Annotated in this window: 21 protein-coding genes and 1 riboswitch; of the genes, 8 read left to right on the top strand and 13 right to left on the bottom strand. The window is 35.0% G+C overall.

All coding sequences use genetic code 11. From position 1 onward, the window contains the following. Positions 1 to 154: 154 nt before the first annotated feature. Positions 155 to 1,087 (top strand): aldo/keto reductase, encoded by a 933-nt coding sequence (locus tag AC1DFT_RS00150; protein ID WP_477916516.1) that lies wholly within the window; start codon positions 155 to 157, stop codon positions 1,085 to 1,087. A gap of 43 nt (positions 1,088 to 1,130) precedes the next feature. On the opposite strand, the gene metA is transcribed toward AC1DFT_RS00150, so the two are convergent. The 8 genes from metA to AC1DFT_RS00110 all read right to left on the bottom strand — a co-directional run bounded on the left by metA (position 1,131) and on the right by AC1DFT_RS00110 (position 8,770). Continuing rightward, a complete protein-coding gene (gene metA, locus AC1DFT_RS00145; protein WP_477916514.1) occupies positions 1,131 to 2,039 on the bottom strand; it encodes a homoserine O-acetyltransferase MetA in 909 nt (302 codons plus the stop codon). Positions 2,040 to 2,342: 303 nt separating this feature from the next. After that, a riboswitch (SAM riboswitch) is annotated at positions 2,343 to 2,451 on the bottom strand. A 235-nt stretch (positions 2,452 to 2,686) separates the two neighbouring features. Next, positions 2,687 to 3,208: a 5' nucleotidase, NT5C type gene (locus tag AC1DFT_RS00140; RefSeq protein WP_477916512.1), complete on the bottom strand. Its 522-nt coding sequence runs from the start codon at positions 3,206 to 3,208 to the stop codon at positions 2,687 to 2,689. After that, positions 3,205 to 5,073 (bottom strand): ribosomal protection-like ABC-F family protein, encoded by a 1,869-nt coding sequence (gene abc-f / locus AC1DFT_RS00135; RefSeq protein WP_477916510.1) that lies wholly within the window; start codon positions 5,071 to 5,073, stop codon positions 3,205 to 3,207. The genes AC1DFT_RS00140 and abc-f overlap by 4 nt, the downstream gene beginning before the upstream one ends. 118 nt (positions 5,074 to 5,191) lie before the next feature. Then, the gene (locus AC1DFT_RS00130; RefSeq protein ID WP_477916508.1) at positions 5,192 to 5,323 is read right to left on the bottom strand and encodes an RAxF-45 family protein; all 132 of its coding nucleotides are present in this window, start codon (positions 5,321 to 5,323) and stop codon (positions 5,192 to 5,194) included. 67 nt (positions 5,324 to 5,390) lie between these two features. Next, entirely contained in the window at positions 5,391 to 5,618 is a 228-nt protein-coding gene (locus tag AC1DFT_RS00125; RefSeq protein ID WP_477916507.1) for a hypothetical protein, read from the bottom strand. Between the two features lie 542 nt (positions 5,619 to 6,160). Next, entirely contained in the window at positions 6,161 to 6,556 is a 396-nt protein-coding gene (locus AC1DFT_RS00120) for a sporulation protein (RefSeq protein ID WP_477916505.1), read from the bottom strand. Positions 6,557 to 6,561: 5 nt separating this feature from the next. Continuing rightward, a complete protein-coding gene (locus AC1DFT_RS00115; protein WP_477916503.1) occupies positions 6,562 to 7,755 on the bottom strand; it encodes an AI-2E family transporter in 1,194 nt (397 codons plus the stop codon). 73 nt (positions 7,756 to 7,828) lie between these two features. Then, positions 7,829 to 8,770 carry an LCP family protein gene (locus AC1DFT_RS00110; protein WP_477916501.1) on the bottom strand — a complete coding sequence of 314 codons (942 nt, stop codon included), beginning with the start codon at positions 8,768 to 8,770 and terminating at the stop codon, positions 7,829 to 7,831. Positions 8,771 to 8,891: 121 nt separating this feature from the next. On the opposite strand from AC1DFT_RS00110, the gene msrA reads away from it, so the two are divergent. After that, positions 8,892 to 9,407, top strand: a complete 516-nt coding sequence (msrA, locus tag AC1DFT_RS00105; RefSeq protein WP_477916499.1) for a peptide-methionine (S)-S-oxide reductase MsrA — start codon at positions 8,892 to 8,894, stop codon at positions 9,405 to 9,407. A 23-nt stretch (positions 9,408 to 9,430) separates the two neighbouring features. Here msrA and AC1DFT_RS00100 read toward each other — a convergent pair whose 3' ends face one another. Continuing rightward, positions 9,431 to 10,714: a sensor domain-containing diguanylate cyclase gene (locus AC1DFT_RS00100; protein WP_477916498.1), complete on the bottom strand. Its 1,284-nt coding sequence runs from the start codon at positions 10,712 to 10,714 to the stop codon at positions 9,431 to 9,433. Between the two features lie 244 nt (positions 10,715 to 10,958). On the opposite strand from AC1DFT_RS00100, the gene AC1DFT_RS00095 reads away from it, so the two are divergent. After that, positions 10,959 to 12,563 carry an ABC-F family ATP-binding cassette domain-containing protein gene (locus tag AC1DFT_RS00095; protein WP_477916497.1) on the top strand — a complete coding sequence of 535 codons (1,605 nt, stop codon included), beginning with the start codon at positions 10,959 to 10,961 and terminating at the stop codon, positions 12,561 to 12,563. 97 nt (positions 12,564 to 12,660) lie between these two features. On the opposite strand, the gene AC1DFT_RS00090 is transcribed toward AC1DFT_RS00095, so the two are convergent. Next, entirely contained in the window at positions 12,661 to 13,929 is a 1,269-nt protein-coding gene (locus AC1DFT_RS00090) for an S-adenosylmethionine decarboxylase related protein (protein ID WP_477916495.1), read from the bottom strand. A 220-nt stretch (positions 13,930 to 14,149) separates the two neighbouring features. On the opposite strand from AC1DFT_RS00090, the gene speD reads away from it, so the two are divergent. Beyond that, complete coding sequence (speD, locus tag AC1DFT_RS00085) at positions 14,150 to 14,425, top strand: adenosylmethionine decarboxylase (protein ID WP_477916494.1); 276 nt, start codon at positions 14,150 to 14,152, stop codon at positions 14,423 to 14,425. 260 nt (positions 14,426 to 14,685) lie between these two features. Here the strand turns inward: speD and AC1DFT_RS00080 are convergent, their stop codons facing one another. Next, on the bottom strand, positions 14,686 to 15,174 hold the full coding sequence (locus AC1DFT_RS00080; RefSeq protein ID WP_477916493.1) for a YkvA family protein: 489 nt from the start codon (positions 15,172 to 15,174) through the stop codon (positions 14,686 to 14,688). A 106-nt stretch (positions 15,175 to 15,280) separates the two neighbouring features. Between AC1DFT_RS00080 and AC1DFT_RS00075 the strand changes: the two genes are divergently transcribed. Next, a complete protein-coding gene (locus AC1DFT_RS00075; protein WP_477916492.1) occupies positions 15,281 to 15,925 on the top strand; it encodes a hypothetical protein in 645 nt (214 codons plus the stop codon). Positions 15,926 to 15,967: 42 nt separating this feature from the next. On the opposite strand, the gene AC1DFT_RS00070 is transcribed toward AC1DFT_RS00075, so the two are convergent. Continuing rightward, entirely contained in the window at positions 15,968 to 16,168 is a 201-nt protein-coding gene (locus AC1DFT_RS00070) for a cold-shock protein (protein ID WP_142605075.1), read from the bottom strand. Between the two features lie 191 nt (positions 16,169 to 16,359). Then, positions 16,360 to 16,638, bottom strand: coding sequence for a DUF1033 family protein (locus AC1DFT_RS00065; RefSeq protein ID WP_477916490.1), 279 nt, complete (start codon positions 16,636 to 16,638; stop codon positions 16,360 to 16,362). A 159-nt stretch (positions 16,639 to 16,797) separates the two neighbouring features. On the opposite strand from AC1DFT_RS00065, the gene AC1DFT_RS00060 reads away from it, so the two are divergent. The 3 genes from AC1DFT_RS00060 to AC1DFT_RS00050 all read left to right on the top strand — a co-directional run bounded on the left by AC1DFT_RS00060 (position 16,798) and on the right by AC1DFT_RS00050 (position 18,988). Next, positions 16,798 to 17,079 carry an acylphosphatase gene (locus AC1DFT_RS00060; protein WP_477916489.1) on the top strand — a complete coding sequence of 94 codons (282 nt, stop codon included), beginning with the start codon at positions 16,798 to 16,800 and terminating at the stop codon, positions 17,077 to 17,079. A gap of 72 nt (positions 17,080 to 17,151) precedes the next feature. Continuing rightward, positions 17,152 to 17,826 carry a 5-bromo-4-chloroindolyl phosphate hydrolysis family protein gene (locus tag AC1DFT_RS00055; RefSeq protein WP_477916487.1) on the top strand — a complete coding sequence of 225 codons (675 nt, stop codon included), beginning with the start codon at positions 17,152 to 17,154 and terminating at the stop codon, positions 17,824 to 17,826. Continuing rightward, positions 17,801 to 18,988: a toxic anion resistance protein gene (locus tag AC1DFT_RS00050; protein WP_477916486.1), complete on the top strand. Its 1,188-nt coding sequence runs from the start codon at positions 17,801 to 17,803 to the stop codon at positions 18,986 to 18,988. The genes AC1DFT_RS00055 and AC1DFT_RS00050 overlap by 26 nt, the downstream gene beginning before the upstream one ends. Positions 18,989 to 18,998 lie beyond the last annotated feature (10 nt).

The raw sequence follows: 18,998 nt of genomic DNA, 5'->3' as shown, positions 1-18,998 counted from the left end.
CTCCTTAGTTTTCTTTCTTCATAAAGCATATTATTCGTCATAGAGAAGAAAAATTCCTTTAATCTCTTAAAGTAAATCTTATTGCTTTAAGCGAATATTTTAAATTGGTATGATTATCATGAAAGTTATCAGAAAAAGGAGTTGTTTTACTAGTATGGTAGTCAAAGTCGAGATCGGTAAAACAGGATTATTTGTAAATCCAGTTGGATTAGGTACAAATGCAGTAGGAGGACATAATCTATTTCCTAATCTAAACGATGAAACTGGAAAAGAAATCGTTCGTACAGCAATTAATAATGGAATTGACTTTTTGGATACAGCTTTCATCTACGGTAAAGGGAGATCGGAAGAGTTAATTGGAGAAGTCTTAAAAGAAAGTCAGAGCCGACACGAAATTATATTAGCTTCAAAAGGGGCACACAAATTAGAAGATGGACAAGTTTTTATAGACAACTCTCCTAAGTTTTTAAGAGAAACGGTGGAAAATAGTTTGCGCAGTCTACAAACTGACTATATTGATCTATTTTATATACATTATCCAGATGAAAATACACCGAAAGCAGAAGCAATTGGCACACTTCAACGTTTAAAAGAAGAAGGAAAAATACGTGCCATTGGTGTATCGAACTTTTCCCTTGATCAATTAAAGGAGGGCAACCAAGATGGATATATTGATGTCCTTCAATCTGGTTACAATTTATTAAAACGCGATGCAGAAAATGAATTTTTACCATATACGCTGGAAAAGAAAATTTCCTTTATTCCTTATTATCCACTTGCATCTGGCTTATTAACGGGAAAATTCGATAAGAATAGTACATTTGAAGATGGTCGTTCCAAAAATCCATTATTCCAAGGGCAACCATTTGTACAAAACCTGGAAAAAGTGGAGCAACTACGACAAATAGCAGGCGATAGAAATGTTGGAATTGCAAATATTGTACTTGCATGGTATTTAGCACAGGAAGCAATCGACGTAATCATTCCTGGAGCAAAAATACCGGAGCAAGTTTTAGCTAATTTGAAAACCTTAGATGTGCAACTTTCAACTGATGAAATTGCAGAAATTGATCGGATTTTTAAATAAAAACTAGCACAGAGCAAACGAATGCTCTGTGCTTTTCTATCGTTTATTCCCACTCGTAAGGTGTTTCTTGGTATACGTAATAGTTCAACCAGTTGGAAAATAATAAATGCGTATGGGAACGCCATGTATTTAATGGTTCTTTAGATGGGTCATCATTCGGGAAATAATTTTTTGGTACATCGATATCAATTCCTTTATCCAGATCACGGTTATATTCATCAGCTAAAGTTGTTGCGTCATATTCTAGGTGACCAGTAACCATAATATGTTTTTCATCTTTGGAAATGATCAAAAAAACGCCAGCATCGTCTGATAGAGAAAGTATATTTAATCTTGGATCGTTTTTAATTTTTTCATAAGGGATCGATGTATAACGAGACACAGGAGCGTTGAAAACATCGTTAAATCCGCGTACAAGATTAACCGTTAAATCAGATAAACGATGATTAAATACACCAAAGCATTTCTTTGGTAGTTCGTATTTATCGATTCCATAATGATGATACAAAGCAGCTTGTGCCCCCCAACAAATATGGAAAACAGATGTGACATTCGTTTTAGTCCACTCCATAATTTCCTTCATTTCATCCCAATAATTCACATCCTCAAACGGTAGATGCTCAATTGGGGCTCCAGTAATTATCAGCCCATCGTATTTACGATGTTTGATCTCTTCGAACGTTGTGTAAAACGTATCTAAATGCGTTTTACTTACATTTTTAGATTCATGGGAAGCCATGTTCATAAAAGTAACATTCACTTGAAGTGGTGTATTCCCTAATAATCTTAAAAGTTGCAGCTCTGTTTTTTCTTTCTCAGGCATTAAGTTTAAAATAATGATATTCATAGGACGTATATCCTGCCCAGTAGCACGTTCCTCATCCATCACGAATATCTTTTCTTTTTTTAATAAGGCCGTCGCTGGCAACTGTTTTGGTACATTAATCGGCATTTTCTTCCTCTTCCTTTCTATGTAACATCAATTACACCTCGGCGTAATTACGTCCAGATTTTGAATCGAGCTTGAGGCCTACAGGATGTCGCGAACTTAGACTGCCTTCTTTAACTCCTTTCAAAATCTGTGACATCCTCCGGAGGCTTTATCTTCGTCCAGCGGGCGTTTGAACACAAGCTGAACAGTAAACAAAACCGCATTCATCTCACCTTCTATAGAGATGAGAGTATTTTCGCTGAATGAAGATAAAAACCCTCTTTTCTCATGGATAAGAAAAGAGGGTGTAAGGATAGCTCTCAGTTCTTATCTCTCAAGACCAAAAATCTTGTAGGAGTTAGCACCTTTCTGACAATGTCAGAGGTTGCTGAAGCTTCACAGGGCCATGTCCCTCTGCTTCTCTTGATAAGAAGTATTTAATTGGTGTATTTATGTAATCTAGTAAATACTACCACGAGCAAAATATTTGTGCAACTAGTTAAAATTATTAGTAAAAATTTCTTTCTTAATGGATATTCTAATAGAAAGGTCTTTATTCATAATTTTTTCTTTTCTTTCATTTCAAGGATAAGCTTATTCAGGCGAAGTTTTATCGCTTTTTGTACGAGTTATTAATGTTACTGATAATTAACATAGGATACTTTATATTACAAAAAATAATATTCGACTTCTTTCCAATTATTCAAACGTGTGTATCTGTTTTCGTTCCTATTATGAGGAGCGGAAAATAAAATCCCCTCCCCGCAAAATGCATCTAAATTACTTGGCGTATCATCTATTAAATAATCTGCCCGAATGATACTTTTATCTCCACAAAAAACGAAATGCTTTTCATTCAAGAAAGGAAAATGCTTTTTCAACCATTGATATTTTGGTGCCAATGAAGCAGGAAAGTCCATCGCCGCGGTAACAATGAAAATCTCATATTGCTCATTTAATCCTCGCAATGCATCTTGACTTCCTTCAATCACCTCTAAATCGAGAAAAAAAGTTTCCTCTGCTAAATAATCATTCACTTTCTCCTTAAAACGTTGATCTAGCTCCGCTAATAGCTTTCCCTGAAGATGAATTACATTATAGTTTGAATTGTATTCTGCATTAAAAAGCTGCAAACATTTCATACTGAAAGCCGAAATAACTTCATCCATATCTATTGCAATGCGTTTCAATTTTCATTCTCCATCCATTTCTCCAATAATTTCTCTAATTGCTGCTCTTGTAGTTTTTTAGTTTCCATCAATCGCTCATAAGTCTCCCAATCATTTTCCAACTCTATTTGACTTCCTAATGTTTTGATTTCTAATTCTAATGCAGCAATTTCCTCTTCAATTGGTTGTTTTTGTTTTATCTTAGTTTGATTTGATTTAACTGATTCTTTTGTTTCCACGAGTGTGAGTGGGGATTGTTTAGTCTGTAACTCCTCCCATTTTCCACGTGCCCACTCATATGGACCTTCAAAGGTAGTTAGTTGTCCTTGATCTAACCAAGAAGTCCTTGGAAAAAGCTTATTTAAAAAGTATCGATCATGCGAAACAGCAAGAATCGTCCCTTGAAAGTCTTCTAGAGCATCTTCTAATACTTCTCTTGAATCGATATCTAGATGATTTGTTGGTTCATCTAGCATCAATAAATTTATATCCTGATGCATGAGTTGCGCAAGGCGAAGACGCATGCGTTCTCCTCCACTTAGATCACCTACTCGTTTAAACACATCAGGTCCGTAAAACATAAACTTTGCTAATATGTGACGCGCATCCCCCTCGAAGACATTCACTTCACTACGAAACACATCGATGAGACGAGCTTTTGGATCCGAGATTTGGTAATGCTGCGAAAGAAAGCCTACACGTACATTACTACCTAGCCGTGCACTCCCTTTATCTACTGGAACTTCTCCACGAAGTAAATTTAATATAGTAGATTTTCCAGTGCCATTACGTCCGACAATCGCTACACGATCTTTCCAGTACACATGTAAGTTAGCATGATGAAGTAACACTTTTTCATCGAATGATTTGCACACGTCCTCCATTATGATCACTTCTTTTCCGCTTCTCTCCGCGGTTTCAAAAGTCAAATCCATCTTTTTCGGGTCAGTTAGCGGCTTTCTTACCTTTTCCATCCGTTCTAAAGCCCTTTCCATATTTCTCGCTTGACGGTGTAAACCAGGATTTGGAGGAATGGCTTCATTTGCCCATTGCCTTAAACGTTTAATCGCCTCTCTCATTTTTTTAATCTTTTTTTGTTGTTCTTCGTATGCTTGAAACTCACGTGTGAGTCGTTCTTCTTTTTCAATACTAAAAGCAGAGTAATTCCCATGATAGACCGTTAGTTCACCTTCCTCTAAATCCGCCACTTTTGTTACAACTTGGTCTAAAAAGTACCGATCATGCGAAATAATGACAACTGTGCCAGTATAATTAACTACATATTCCTCCAGCCATTCCACTGCAAATAAATCCAAATGATTCGTCGGCTCATCGAGCAACAGTAAATCAGGCTTTGTCAGTAAAAGTTTGCCCAACATGATCTTTGTCTGTTCTCCACCACTCAAACTTAAAAAAGATTGTGAAACAAAATTGGATAACTGAAGCCCTTGAATCACTTTATCTAGTTCGGATTCCATTATATAGCCACCGAGGTTCGAAAATTCTTCTTGAACATTTCCATATGTTTGCAGTAGCTTTTCCATATCTTTTGGATTGGAGGTAGACAACTCCTTCTCTAGTGCTTTCATTTTCGTTTGCAATTCGTTTAATGTTTGAAAAGCACTTTTTAACACATCATAACCTGTGATTGCTTCAGAAAAAATAGGTATCTGTGCCAAGTAGCCTATCTTCGTTCCTTTTTTATAATGGATACTTCCTTTATCCGTCGCTTCTATACCGGCAACTAACTTAAATAAGGTCGTTTTTCCAGCACCGTTTCGCCCAACGATTCCAAGTCGATCCCCTGTTTTAATAGAAAGTGATAGATTATCGAAAATGGTATTTCCTCCGAGCATTTTACTAATTTCTTGTATTGTACATATCATATTGTTCGCTTCCTTTTCAATTAGATTTAATTCAGCTGGAAGCATTTTTCTGCACAAAAAAAGACTGCCTGAAAAGCAGTCTTTTCCATGTGTGTATGGTTCAGAAAGAATGACTTTATCAGCTGTGAAATTCATTTAATTTGCTAAAAATGGACAGACTGGTCCCGTTGTCAGCAATTTCATGAGTAATGGCACAAGATGTGGATAAAAATTCCAATATAAATCTATGTGCATTCACAGCGTTTTTCATTCTTCCTTCACCTCCGTTCAGTATAGTTAAATTAATAGTATCATGATTTTTCTAATAATTCAATGGATTATTCAGCTGGTTTTTCAAAAGTTGGATCATTCATATCGTCTCCAGTATCGGGTACACCAAGATCATTTTCTTGATTGACTTCTTCGTTTCCGGTGTTTGGAATATCTTTGTCACGGCTATCCATTTGCGTTTCGGGATTCGCAGGTTCATTTGAATCTCGATTAGAACCACACGCTGCTAGCATAAGCAATGAAACGAGTAACATTAGGCAAATTCTTTTGTTCATTTATTTACCTCCTATTTTTTCATTAGATTGTGCCAATTTTGCAGCTTTATACGAAAAGAAAAACTACCATTGTAAGTCGATCATTCTTAGTATAGAGATAGTGCGTCTTAAGCAAATGCAGTAAATCCAATAAATGAATAAGGGCAACTAATCGGACATAGAAAGCAACCAGTTCTATTCTGAAAGCAACTAGATCCGTACGAGGGCAACCAAATTGTCGGTGAAAGCAACCATTTCTTAAAATAGATCTTTACTTGGATTGAGACGACTCGGAATGTGACGGATTTTTTATAAACGATGAGATTTTTTGCATGTTTATTGGACAATCTTCTCTAGATAAATAGAATCTATACTTGTGCCGTAGCGCGCCTGGCTCATGACTGCCGCAAGCGTTCACCTGGCTACGCTTTATCACTATATTGCGTTTAATAAAAAAATCACCTACCTGATGATGTTTGTAAAAAGTTGTATATTCAATACAAATTGAATAATTCCCACAAAAAGAAAAACCCCAGTATGGTCACTGGAGTTTACACATCTTCTTATTCTTCTATATCGAAGTAAATTTCATCTTCATCACTGAATTCCTTGCCATTTTCAAATAAAACAGTCGTTCGTAAAATTAATTTGGAAACGTCCTCTGCTTCATCTGGTAACCATCTCTCATCTGGCATAATTTCAAAAGGAATCATTTGCATATCCTTGGAAGCGACGGATCCAACTAATTCAATTGAATGTTTGGAGATAATTTCGGAAACAAGTTCGTTTCTTACTTTAAAAACCTCTAGTTTAATATTCTCAACAGAAACATCGTCATGCACACCATCTATATAAATGGTACCAGATAGATTAATACCATGTTCAATATAAGGATGGTCAACCACTGTATCAATTTTAATCGATTGTACTTCTATAGAAGATTCAAACTTCTTTGCCATTACTCTCAATCCACCTTGTTATTTATATGCTCATATTGGTTTTCTAAATTAGGTTCATATTTATTGTAACGTCTTTTATATAAAGTATAAAAATGAGCAACAATCACTTTCAATATTGCATACCCTGGAATCCCAAGAATAACACCAGGTACTCCAAATAAAGCCCCAGAAGTAATTAGTACGAAAATAATCGTAATTGGATGCACATGAAGGGATTTACCCATAATTTGTGGAGAAATGAACTTTCCTTCCACAAATTGAACTATTGTCCATACAATCGCAAGTTTCACTAACATGAATGGCGAAGAAACAAGCGCTATAATTGCAGCTGGAGTAATCGCTATTACAGGACCTAAATAAGGTACAACACTTGTCACCATTGCGATAACACCGAGTAGTAATGCGTAATCCATTCCAATGATTGTAAAACCGATAAATATCATAAATCCAATACACATGGACACTAAAATTTGTCCTTGAATATAAGCACTGATTTGGTTATCTATACTTTTGAAAACGGATTGAAAATCATCCCGCATACGTGGCGGAAAAACTTTAATCACAAATCTTGGTAGCTTTTCCCCATCTTTCAGTAAGTAAAAAAGAATAAATGGTACCATAATAATAGATAAAACAAAGCTTGTTACAGCGCCGACAACAGAAGTAATACCTGTTGCAACACTCGTAATTGTACTTTGAAACAGTTTCCCTACTTCTGTAGGAACACTTCTCAACATTTCCATTGCATCTTGTTCAATTTGTAAATAATAGTCTGCAACGAACGATGTTCTCAAAAAGCTGTCTAAAGAGTTCAGTAACTGAATCAAGTATACAGGTAATTCTTCGACTAACCTAGTAGACTGTGATTTTAAAAACGGTACGACTAAAAATACGAGTAAGGTGATTAATCCGATTAATGCTAGGAAGATGATTAAAATACCCCATACTCTCGGTATTTTAATCTTCTCAATCAGTCGCAAAATAGGTCGCAATAAATAATAGGCTATGACCGCTAGAATAACAGGTAAAACGACATTTCCTAGAAATATAGTTAACGGACTAAAGATAAATGACACTTTACCATATACCATAATAATTAGTCCGATTAATAATATTACGATAAATGTGAAGAACGTATTACGTCCTCCTAAAAATTTTATGTATCTTGTAGAAAAAAAAGAAGGTTTTTCCGGCTCCACTTTTATCAAACACCCTTTCTTATATAGTTTATTTTACGGACGAATGAAAAGATTGGCAAATGTTAAAGCATTATTATTTTTCTAAAAAGTCATTTATAGCTTGTTTGTTTTTTTCTGTATTCATTTCAATGACTGATCCAGCATGTCTATAACTAGCAAAGGAGTATGTTCCTTCTACCGGTATTGTTAACTTTTCCATTTCCAGTTTTCCACTAATAAGCGCATCCACAATGCGTTTTGCTTTATCCGTTCTAGAATAATCAGTTTCGATATATCCTTCAGCCGCTCCTAAAAACTTCGGTGTATTAGATATGTTTCCAATGGATAGTATTTCATTTTTTAATGCTTCCATCACTATTTGTTGACGCTTAACTCGTCCAAAATCGCCTTCTGCATCTGCTCTATACCTTGCATAACCGAGCAGCTCTTTACCGGTTAAATTTTGCTGGCCTTGGACAAGCGTAACTCCAATTTTCTCTGACATATCTTTTTCTACATTTATCGGGACGCCGTTAGGAGAAAGTATATCTACAAGCGACTCAAAACTACTAAAATCAATTAACGCATAATGATGAATAGGAAGATCAAACATTTGTTGAATCGTTTTTTTCAATAATTGAACTCCATCGAGATAATAGGCTGTATTCAATTTATACGATTGATAGCCAGGAATATCTGCATATATATCCCGCATAAAGGAAATAATCTTGACATCATTATCTTTTTTATCCCAAGAAACAAGCATCATCGTATCCGAGCGTGCTTGTTTTTGTCCTCTAGAGTCTACTCCAAGTACTAATATATTTTCTCGTTCCCCCGATTGCAGCTTGTCCCCTTCAAAATCGATCGTTAAATCAACTTCTTTATTGGCTAATTTGTATCCACTGGAATATTGGGAAACGGTATATATTCCGCCTACTAATAGAACTAAGATAAGCGATAAGGTAAAGACTCGTCCTATACGTAGTCGTTTTTTTCGCTTAAGTCTTGTTCGTGTTTGTCGTTCTTCTTCCATTATGAAATCGCTCCTTTATATACTAATAATAACGTATTTTTCCCCTTTAAGTTTCGGAATTTTGTACAATTTAGCTTCTCATGGTAAAATTCAAGTTGCTATTATGGGAGGAATGATAATAATGGAAAAAGCAACATTTGCAGGTGGCTGTTTTTGGTGCATGGTCAAGCCATTTAATACATGGGACGGCATACATAAAGTAACTTCCGGTTATATGGGAGGACATCTAGAAAACCCCACATATGAGGACGTAAAAAAAGGGACATCAGGGCATTTAGAAGTAGTTGAAATTCAATATGATCCTTCTATCTTCTCATACAATGAACTGCTCCAAATATTTTGGCAACAAATTGATCCGACAGATGCTGGAGGCCAGTTTCAAGACCGCGGAGAAAGCTACAAGTCTGCAATATTTGTACATACAGATGAACAAAGAGAGCTTGCACAACAATCGAAAGAACAACTAGCAGCAAGTGGAAAGTTTTCTAAACCAATCGTAACAGAAATTAGAGAAGCAAAAACCTTTTATGAAGCAGAGGATTATCATCAAGACTTTTATAAAAAAAGCCCGGATCACTATAAAGAAGATAGAGCACAATCCGGTAGAGATGAATTCATCCAAAAATATTGGAAGTAAAGTAAAGAGCTAGTACATTTTTACTAGCTCTGATTTTTTTCATATTTGACAATTAAATCTCTACCCAATTCTTTTGCCTTATATAATGCTTGATCTGCTTGCTTTATCATTTCATCTACTGAAGTATCCACGGCACTACTCGAAATTCCTGCAGAAAATGTTATTCTAATTGAATGATTTTTTATACATAAGGGTTTTTTCGCAAAATTTTTCTGCAAACGCAGCAATACATCAAATGCTTGTACATCTATCGTATCAGGAAAAATAATAAAGAACTCTTCCCCGCCCCATCTTCCCACAATATCTTGCCCACGTACATTTTGCTGTATAAATGATGCAAACATTTTTAATGTTTCATCCCCAACGGAGTGACCATACGTATCATTCACTCGTTTGAAAAAATCTAGATCAATAATTGTAATGGAATAGGAATTATTATTCCATTTTTGGGCTTGTTGTGCTCCTTCTAACTCCTCCAAAATTTTCCTTCTATTGAATAAAGAAGTCAACGGGTCCGTTATAGAAAGCTCTTTTATTTGTTTTAGCAGTATTTCTAACTCCTCATTGCGTTTTAACAGCAGTGCAGCTGTATTTTTTTGTTCTGTAATATCAACATGCGTCCCAATTATCACTTTCTTTAGATGATTGTCTTGAATGAAAATGATTTTTCCTCGTGACAAAATCCATCGATACGTACCTGATTTATGAAGCATGCGAAATTCCGACTCATATTTTTCTATTTCTCCAGCAGTATATTGCGCTAATACGGCTTTTGCTTTCTGTAAATCTTCTGCATGTATAAGTCGTTCCCATTCTTCAAATGTATTCGCAATTTCATTTGGCTCGTAACCAAGCATCCGCTTCCAATCATCTGAATAAAACATACGATTCAGTCCAGGATCCCATTCCCATACACCTTCTTCCGCGTTTTCTATCGCAACTTGATAGCGCCTAGCTAATAGTTCTTTTTCATTTAGCTGTTTGAACAATGCCGTTTCATCAATCACATATGTGTACAAGGAAGGTAAATTGGAAAGTATATCTTCTTGTATATAACTATAGGTTCGAATATATCTTACTTGTTTATCTTTTGCATAGATTTCATAGGATTCATACCAAAAAGTATCCTCCTGTTCAATATGCCTTTTTAAGTTGGAAATAAAAATGGCTTGATGCTCTTCTATAAAAATATCTATTAATTTGGTCGTTCCATTGATTAATTCCTCTACGGAATAACCGAATATTGGTTCAACATTTGGTGAAACAAAGTCAATCGGATTCATTTTTTCATCCCAGAACCAATGCATAAAAATTATGGGTCCCGTTCTTATTGCTTGTTGAAAAGCTTCATGAAAATAATGATTCAATTGACTCACCTCGGCATCTGTTTTTATTTCTATTTTACTACTAAACTTCTCGAAAATCCAACAAAGGGCCGATTATTCAGAATATTTTTTTTTGTAAAGTCATTCATTTATTTTGCTTTCAAAATACCTTGTTGAGCGTAATCGTGCTATAATAAGAGCATTGTGAATTTTAGGAGGTACTAGCATGATTGCAGTAAGTAATGTAAGTCTTCGTTTCGGTGATCGAAAATTATTTGAAGACGTAAATATAAAGTTTACACCAGGTAACTGTTACGGTTTAATCGGTGCAAATGGAGCGGGAAAATCAACTTTTATCAAAATTTTGTCTGGGGAAATTGAGGCACAAGAAGGCAATGTCATTATGAATCCAGATGAGCGTTTAGCTATTCTAAAACAAAACCACTTCGAATACGAAGAATTTACGGTTTTAGAAACAGTTATTATGGGTCATAAACGTTTATACGAAGTAATGAATGAAAAGAATGCTATCTATATGAAAGAAGACTTTTCAGATGAAGATGGTATGCGTGCAGCCGAGCTTGAAGGTGAATTTGCAGACTTAAATGGTTGGGAAGCAGAGTCAGAAGCAGCTATCCTTTTACAAGGTCTAGGCATTCCTGATAGTATGCACCAAAAGAAAATGTCTGAGTTAACTGGTTCTGAAAAAGTAAAGGTGTTACTATCACAAGCCCTTTTCGGTAAACCTGATGTTCTGTTACTAGATGAGCCTACTAACCATTTAGACATTAAAGCGATTCAATGGTTAGAAGATTTCTTAATTAACTTTGAAAATACAGTTATTGTAGTTTCCCATGACCGTCACTTCTTAAACAAAGTATGTACGCATATTGCGGACTTAGACTTTAGTAAAATCCAAGTATATGTTGGAAACTATGACTTCTGGTATGAATCAAGTCAACTTGCATTGAAGCTGGCATCTGATCAAAACAGTAAAAAAGAAGAAAAGATTAAAGAGCTTCAAGCCTTTATCGCTCGATTTAGTGCAAATGCTTCTAAATCGAAACAAGCAACTTCTCGTAAGAAAATGTTAGATAAAATTGAGTTAGATGATATTAAACCATCTTCTCGTAAATATCCTTATGTCAATTTCTCGATGAAACGTGAAATCGGTAATGATGTTTTACAAGTACAAGATTTAGGCTATACATTTGAAGGAGAAAAACTATTCTCTAAATTGAACTTCACCTTGAATAAAGAAGATAAAATTATTCTTCTTGGAGGGGAACTTGCAAAATCTGCATTACTTCGTGTACTAGCAGAGGAAGAAGAAGCCCAAGAAGGTTCCATCCGCTGGGGTGTCACTACTACTCGTGCCTACTTCCCTCTTGATAATGCAAAGTATTTCGAAGGAAACGAGTCTTCATTAGTAGATTGGTTACGTCAATATTCGCCTGATGATGAAAGCGAAACGTTCTTACGTGGATTCTTAGGTCGTATGCTATTTTCTGGTGAAGAAGTGAAGAAAAAACCATCCGTACTTTCCGGTGGAGAAAAAGTTCGCTGTATGCTTTCTAAAATGATGCTATCAGAGTCGAATGTACTTTTACTAGACGATCCTACAAACCATTTAGACTTGGAATCTATCCAAGCATTAAATAATGGATTGACTGCTTTTAAAGGTGCCATGATCTTTACATCACATGACCATCAATTCATCCAAACGATCGCGAATCGTGTCATTGAAATTCGCGAAGACGGTTCAATTTTAGATAAACAATTAACGTATGATGAGTTCCTAGAATGGAAAGAAGCACAAAAAATTTCATAATCAATTTTAAGCAGGTTATTCTACTTCGATTATATCGAGGGAGAATAACCTGTTTTGCTAATCAATTATGTTACTAATTTCTCGATTAATTTCAAAATCATGTACGCTTTTTGATTCTTTCGTGTAATAAACCATCGGAGTGTTTATTTTCCCCTATTACAAAATCGGTCATGTAATAAGTCAAATAGTGACCATAGTTATTTTCCGTATTTAACAAAAGCTCATCTACATAATATGCCCCTTTTGGTATTTTATCTAATAACAGAGCGGATAGAGAAGCATAAATTCCACAAGCTACTTGAAAATATGTGGCATTTGTTTTGTATTTTGAAAAGATGATATCATTCCTTGATACATTATACATATATCGTTCCTTGTCCTTATAAACTAGCAGTACCCCTGCTAAATCCTCCCCTTCCAAAGTCGCATCAAGGGGATCAAGAACCTTCATTTCAAAATCCCATAATTTATCTACATCCTCCATATTTGAACGAATTAATTCGGAAGTATGATCATTTATCTTATATAAAAATCCACATTCCATGTCATACAATCTACCTAATGTATAAACTTCTTCATGAGGCATTAAGCATCCATAAAACTTCTTGTCCCCTAGCGTCACTTTAAATTCGACATCATATACATTTTCATAAAGGAAAAGTGGTGTACGATGCTTCATAAACATTGGGTAGCTTAAAATTGCCTCATCGAGAAAACATTCTGGGGACCAAGTTGTATAGATTACATTCTTTTTTGCTTTCTTTTTATCTTTATAAAATGAGTTATCATCCTCTACAATATAGCAGGCAAGTGGAGTTTCTTCTGTTGGATCTTTTTTAAGTAGCTCAATTGCCATCCACTGAACTACTCCTGGATTCATGCCTGAGCCGATTACAGCAGTTGTATTTTTAAATGTATGTTTCTTCTCTTCTAAAATTCTCATTCGCTCGATTAACCCAAATCCTTCATATAAATCTTCGTTTTCATCAACCATCGTATTCTCTAATGCTGTGTTTACATATTTGATACCTAGTTGATCGCAGCACTGCAACATTTCAACCGTATCAGCCCAAGAAACGTCAATCACAACAGATGTTTTCGATTTTTTAAGATGGTTGATAAAATTATTCGTATCTTTCAAATCGAATTCATGTAAAACAATTTGATCTTTCAAATTGGGAAATAAACTAGCATAGTAAGTTTGCTTTCTTTGCTTATAATCTATTAGATGAATCTTACAACTTTTAACAATCTGATAAATTGGATCCTGTTTATCAGTGACTGACTTATTTAAAATTGCAAGTACAGATTTTGCGACTCCTCCTGAACTACCCAAAATGGTTAAGACGGTTTGATTCTCTTTCATTCATACACCTCATCTACTTTTTAATAATATATGTGATGAGATTTTAAGCGTGTAGACTGCTTCCCTAATGAGATAATGTTACTTCTATTCAAATAGTTTTATTTCTAATGTTATATGTACAGAACTTCCGCCTTATTGAACATAAAATAATACAAGTAAAGTTATAGAATTCGTAAATCTCACTGGTTAAAGAAAATTCAAAAAAGAAAGAAGTGATTCTATGGATACAATCGGACAGCATTTAGTAATTGATGCTTTTGAGTGTCAAAATGATATTCTTAATAATGCCAAAGAGATAGAACAATTATTAAAAGGAGCAATTAATAAGTTAGGAATGGAGATTCTATCAGCTCATTTCCATTCCTTTATTCCTGAAGGTGTTACAGGAATTATAGGTATTTTAACTTCCCATTTTTCCATTCATACATGGCCGGAGCATGGATATGCAGCATTAGATTTTATACATGCGGGGACCAAAATATATGGCCGGCTCTAGAAGATATTCTTCAAATATTACAAGCTAAACAATCCAATATATACGAGATTTCTAGAGGAGAAAAACTCCACAATAATACAGCATAAAAAAATTCACACATACTTTTAATGGATCTAATGATGGTAGCATAGAATCCCAATCTTTCTTACCGTAAGCATTCTAGCAACATAAGAAATTTGAAATAATAAAAACGACATTACAGTTCAAAAAGAATGTAATGTCGTCTATTTATATAATGATTAAAAAGCCCTGTTTGTTCGTTAAGCTTTTTTCTCCTTCTTTATATATCTCCCTAATAACGATCGAGATGGAAGCTTCCCTACTAACGAATCACTCGTTCCGGCAATTTTCTTCAATGCATGTAATAACTTTTCATCGCCTGACCAATGCTCTTCTATTATATCTGGGGAAAACTTATTCAATAGCATATTTACGACAAAAGTGGCCACAATAATATCATCGATAAATCCACCTGGACCAATTAATCCTTCTGGCAAAACATCTAATGGCGTTATAAAATAAAGAATTCCACTGCCTATAATTGTTTTACTTTTTGCATCGATTCGATTATCTAATAATGATTTCACTAGCAAATGAAATAAATCAGGAGCAAATAATAAATACGGAGTGAACTTCCCCTTTTTTCCTGTTTTCGATTCTACATAAGTTGTTATTTTGGAACGTAATTTCTCATAAAAATCTTGCTGCTCCTCATGCGGAGGCAATTCTTTTTTTAGTTCGATATCCATCTTCATCTCTCCTTCCTTACTGTCACTATACCAAAATTTCATCAAATTGAAACATATTAGGATTGTAGCCGTCTAATTTATAACGATTATACAAGGAGGAAACCATGTGAAAAAATATCTACTTATGTTCATCCCTACACTATTCCTTATCGCCTGTAGTGCAGAAGAACAAAGCGTAAATGAACCAACAACTAGTACTCCTACCGAAAATACATCGACATCTGCTCCTGCTGAAACAAATATAAGTTTATCCGATTATTTTATGCCAAATAACTCTGTTGCCCAGTTTAAAGGCGAAGGGAATGAATTTGCATCTTACAAGTTAACCACAAAGTATTTGTATGATAATTATGTAGCTACTTATGAGGATAATGGCGGTACGGTTGTAGAGAGAATTTACTATATTCAACCAGATAAAATTAGTTTAATCGCTAATAATGGCGAAGCGTATGATGCTAAAGAGCCTTCTCTTGCCGAACTTGAATCTATGCAAGCATTAGAAGTATATTTAGCAGCTCCACTTGCAGTAGACAAGGAATTCGATGGTTGGAAAATCATCTCAACAACCGAAACATTAAAAACAGATTTCCAGACATTTGAAGATGTCCTCGTTATAGAAAAAGCTGATGAGCAAAATGCCATCTCAAGAAAATATTTCGTCAAACACTTCGGGGAGATCAAACGGGAATTTATGATGAACGAAGACGATGAACCGTTTAAAGTTACCTCTACGCTAGAAAAAGTTTCATAAAAAAAGAAGCTCCTCCATATTCGGAGAGCTTCTTTTTGATTTTTAAAGTTTAACTACGTTTGCTGCTTGCGGTCCGCGGTTACCTTCAACAACTTCAAATTCTACCTTTTGTCCTTCTTCAAGTGATTTGAAGCCTTCACCTTGAATAGCAGAGAAGTGTACGAATACATCGTTTTCTCCTTCTACTTCGATAAATCCAAATCCTTTTTCCGCGTTAAACCATTTTACTGTACCTTGTTTCATGTTATTACCTCCAAAAAAATTAATCAATATGCGAAAAACAAAAATTCACATATCCCATGAAGTACCGATATCACATCGATCACTACATAGGATATGTGAATTACAAATACTGTTTCTCACTTTAAATTGTTAACTAAAGTATACCAGTTGGATAAATATAGTCAACAAGTTTTTTTATAATTCTAAATCGTTTACGTTAAAGTATTCCAAATGATCCCATGATAAATTTGTAATTCATCCTCACATGACTCACAATAACATTGTTCTTTTAATGACCAAAAAGCCCAATATTTATCCCCTTTTACTTGCTCTTTTGGAAACTTACCTCGAAATTCATCCAATGTGTTATTTAAATAACTCAATGCCTCTTCTTCTTGTTCGAACGTCGCTTTTTTTACAATATGTTCTTCCCATCCTTCGAAAGCCCACCAAGGTTCGTAATCTGCTTTCATATAAATAACTTCATACATGTTCATCGCCTCTAACATTTATTGTTAACTCATATTGTACTGCTTCGACAAAAAATGTCTACTCATACGACTTTTACACGGTCAATGAATTGAAAATATGCGCAATATAAGTTAAGTTATAGTTAATACAATTTATGAAATGACAAAGGAGAAGATGAGTTGAAAAAGCGAGCGCATATTCAGATGCACGGGGATGTAGATGGAGTTGGCTTTCGATTTCTAGTAAAACAAAAAGCACAATCACTTAGTTTAAAAGGTTATTGTATGCAAAATGAGTTGCAGGAAATTGTCATCGATATAGAAGGCGATGTCAATCGTTTAGACGAATTTATCGAGTTTATTCAAAAAGGAGTATCCCCTCTATCGAAAGAAAATGCTTTCGAAATAGAAATATCCGACCAACTAATAGGATATACAAAAATGGAAACGGATATCGTCTAAAACAATAGGAAAATGAAACCTTCTTCCCTCCCATTCGTATAATATATTGTAGATAAAAGGAGGTAGCCTATTATGACTGAAGTAATGAATACTTTTGTTCGTCATATTATCAATATACCCATTATGTTCATAGCCTGGTTTGTTTTCTTTTTCCCACTAGACATTGGCTATTTCATCAGTTCTGGACTTGCAATCGGTGTATATTTAGTGTCGAATTTCAGTATAAAAAAGATCCAACATCGGAGAATTATGAAAAAACACCAACTTACTCACTCTGAGTATTTCCATATACAAAAACAACTAAAAGAAGCGAAAGCGAAAATCCGAACGCTAAATAGCCACTATTTAAAAGTACGCTCTTTTAGTTCATTTAAACAATTGTTTGATATGAATAGATTGGCAAAACGGATTATTTCTTTAGTAAAAGAAAATCCACGTAAGTTTTACCAAGTAGAGAAGTTTTTTTATGCACATTTAGATTCTGCAGTAGAGCTCACATCAAAATATACCCTTTTAGTATCGCAACCAATGAAAAGCAACGATTTAAAAATTGCTTTGGCGGATACTCGTGAGACATTAGAATCGATGAATACTATTATGGAAGACGATCTAAAAGATGTACTAGCTGCTGATATTGAACACCTCAAAATGGAACTGGATTTTGCTAAACTTTCCGTACCCAAAAAAGAACAACCTTTATACTTAGAAGGAGAATCAGACAATGAGCGAAAAACAGGCAAATATTAGTGATGATTTATTAATGGACGAATTATTAGCAAGTCCATTTGAAGTAAATACGACCAAGCCACAAGCTGTGACTACAGCGGAGAACGCTGCTCCTACAAAACTAATTGATCGGTTATCCGAAGCAGAACAACAAAAAGCTAAACAACTGGCGAGCCAAATCCCCGCTGGTAATTACGAAGCAATATTAACATATGGAGCAAATGCGCAAACCGAACTTTCCAGGTTCTCTCACCAAATGTTAGATCATGTACAGAAGAAAGACATCGGTCCTGTCGGTGATATTTTAGGGGATCTGATGAATAAGCTCTCTGATATTAATCCGGAAGAACTGACGACACAAAAAAAATCAGGTATTAAACGATTATTTAATCGGGTCAATCGTTCTGTACAAGAAATGATGACAAAATACCAAAAATTAAGCACACAAATTGACCGTATCGGCATCCAACTGGAACATTCCAAACGCGGTTTAGTAGAAGACGTGCATATGTTAGATAAATTATACGATCAAAACAAAACGTATTTCCAAGCCTTAAATGTATACATTGCCGCTGCGGAAGTTAAAAAAGAAGAAATTCTAAATGTCACTATCCCTGAAATGCGACGCAAAGCAGAGGAATCCAATGATCAAATGGCTTACCAAGAAGTAAATGATATGGCACAATTCGTGGACCGTTTAGAAAAACGCATGTACGATTTACAATTGTCTCGCCAAATAACAATTCAAAGCGCACCGCAAATACGCATGATTCAACAAACGAACCAAACGCTAGCAGAAAAAATCCAATCTTCTATTATGACGTCTATCCCACTTTGGAAAAACCAAATTGCGATTGCATTAACGTTAAATCGTCAACAAAAAGCAGTAGAAGCTCAAAAGCAAGTAACGAAGACAACGAATGATTTACTGCTGAAAAATTCAGAAATGCTCAAAGTGAATAGTATCGAAACTGCAAAAGAAAATGAGCGTGGAATCGTTGAAATTGAGACATTGAAGAAAACACAAGAAAATTTACTGCAAACCATCGAAGAAACAATGCGTATACAAGCAGATGGCCGAGTAAAACGAAAAGCAGCTGAAATTGAAATTGGACGCATGGAAGAGGAACTAAAACAACGCCTTCTATTAATCGCAGACCAATCTAAAAACCGTCCTTCTTAATGAAGAACGG

The organism is Psychrobacillus sp. 05T411 (genome assembly GCF_056396485.1).
The sequence above is the reverse complement of the archived record's forward strand: the minus strand, read 5'-3'. Positions and strand labels throughout refer to the sequence as shown.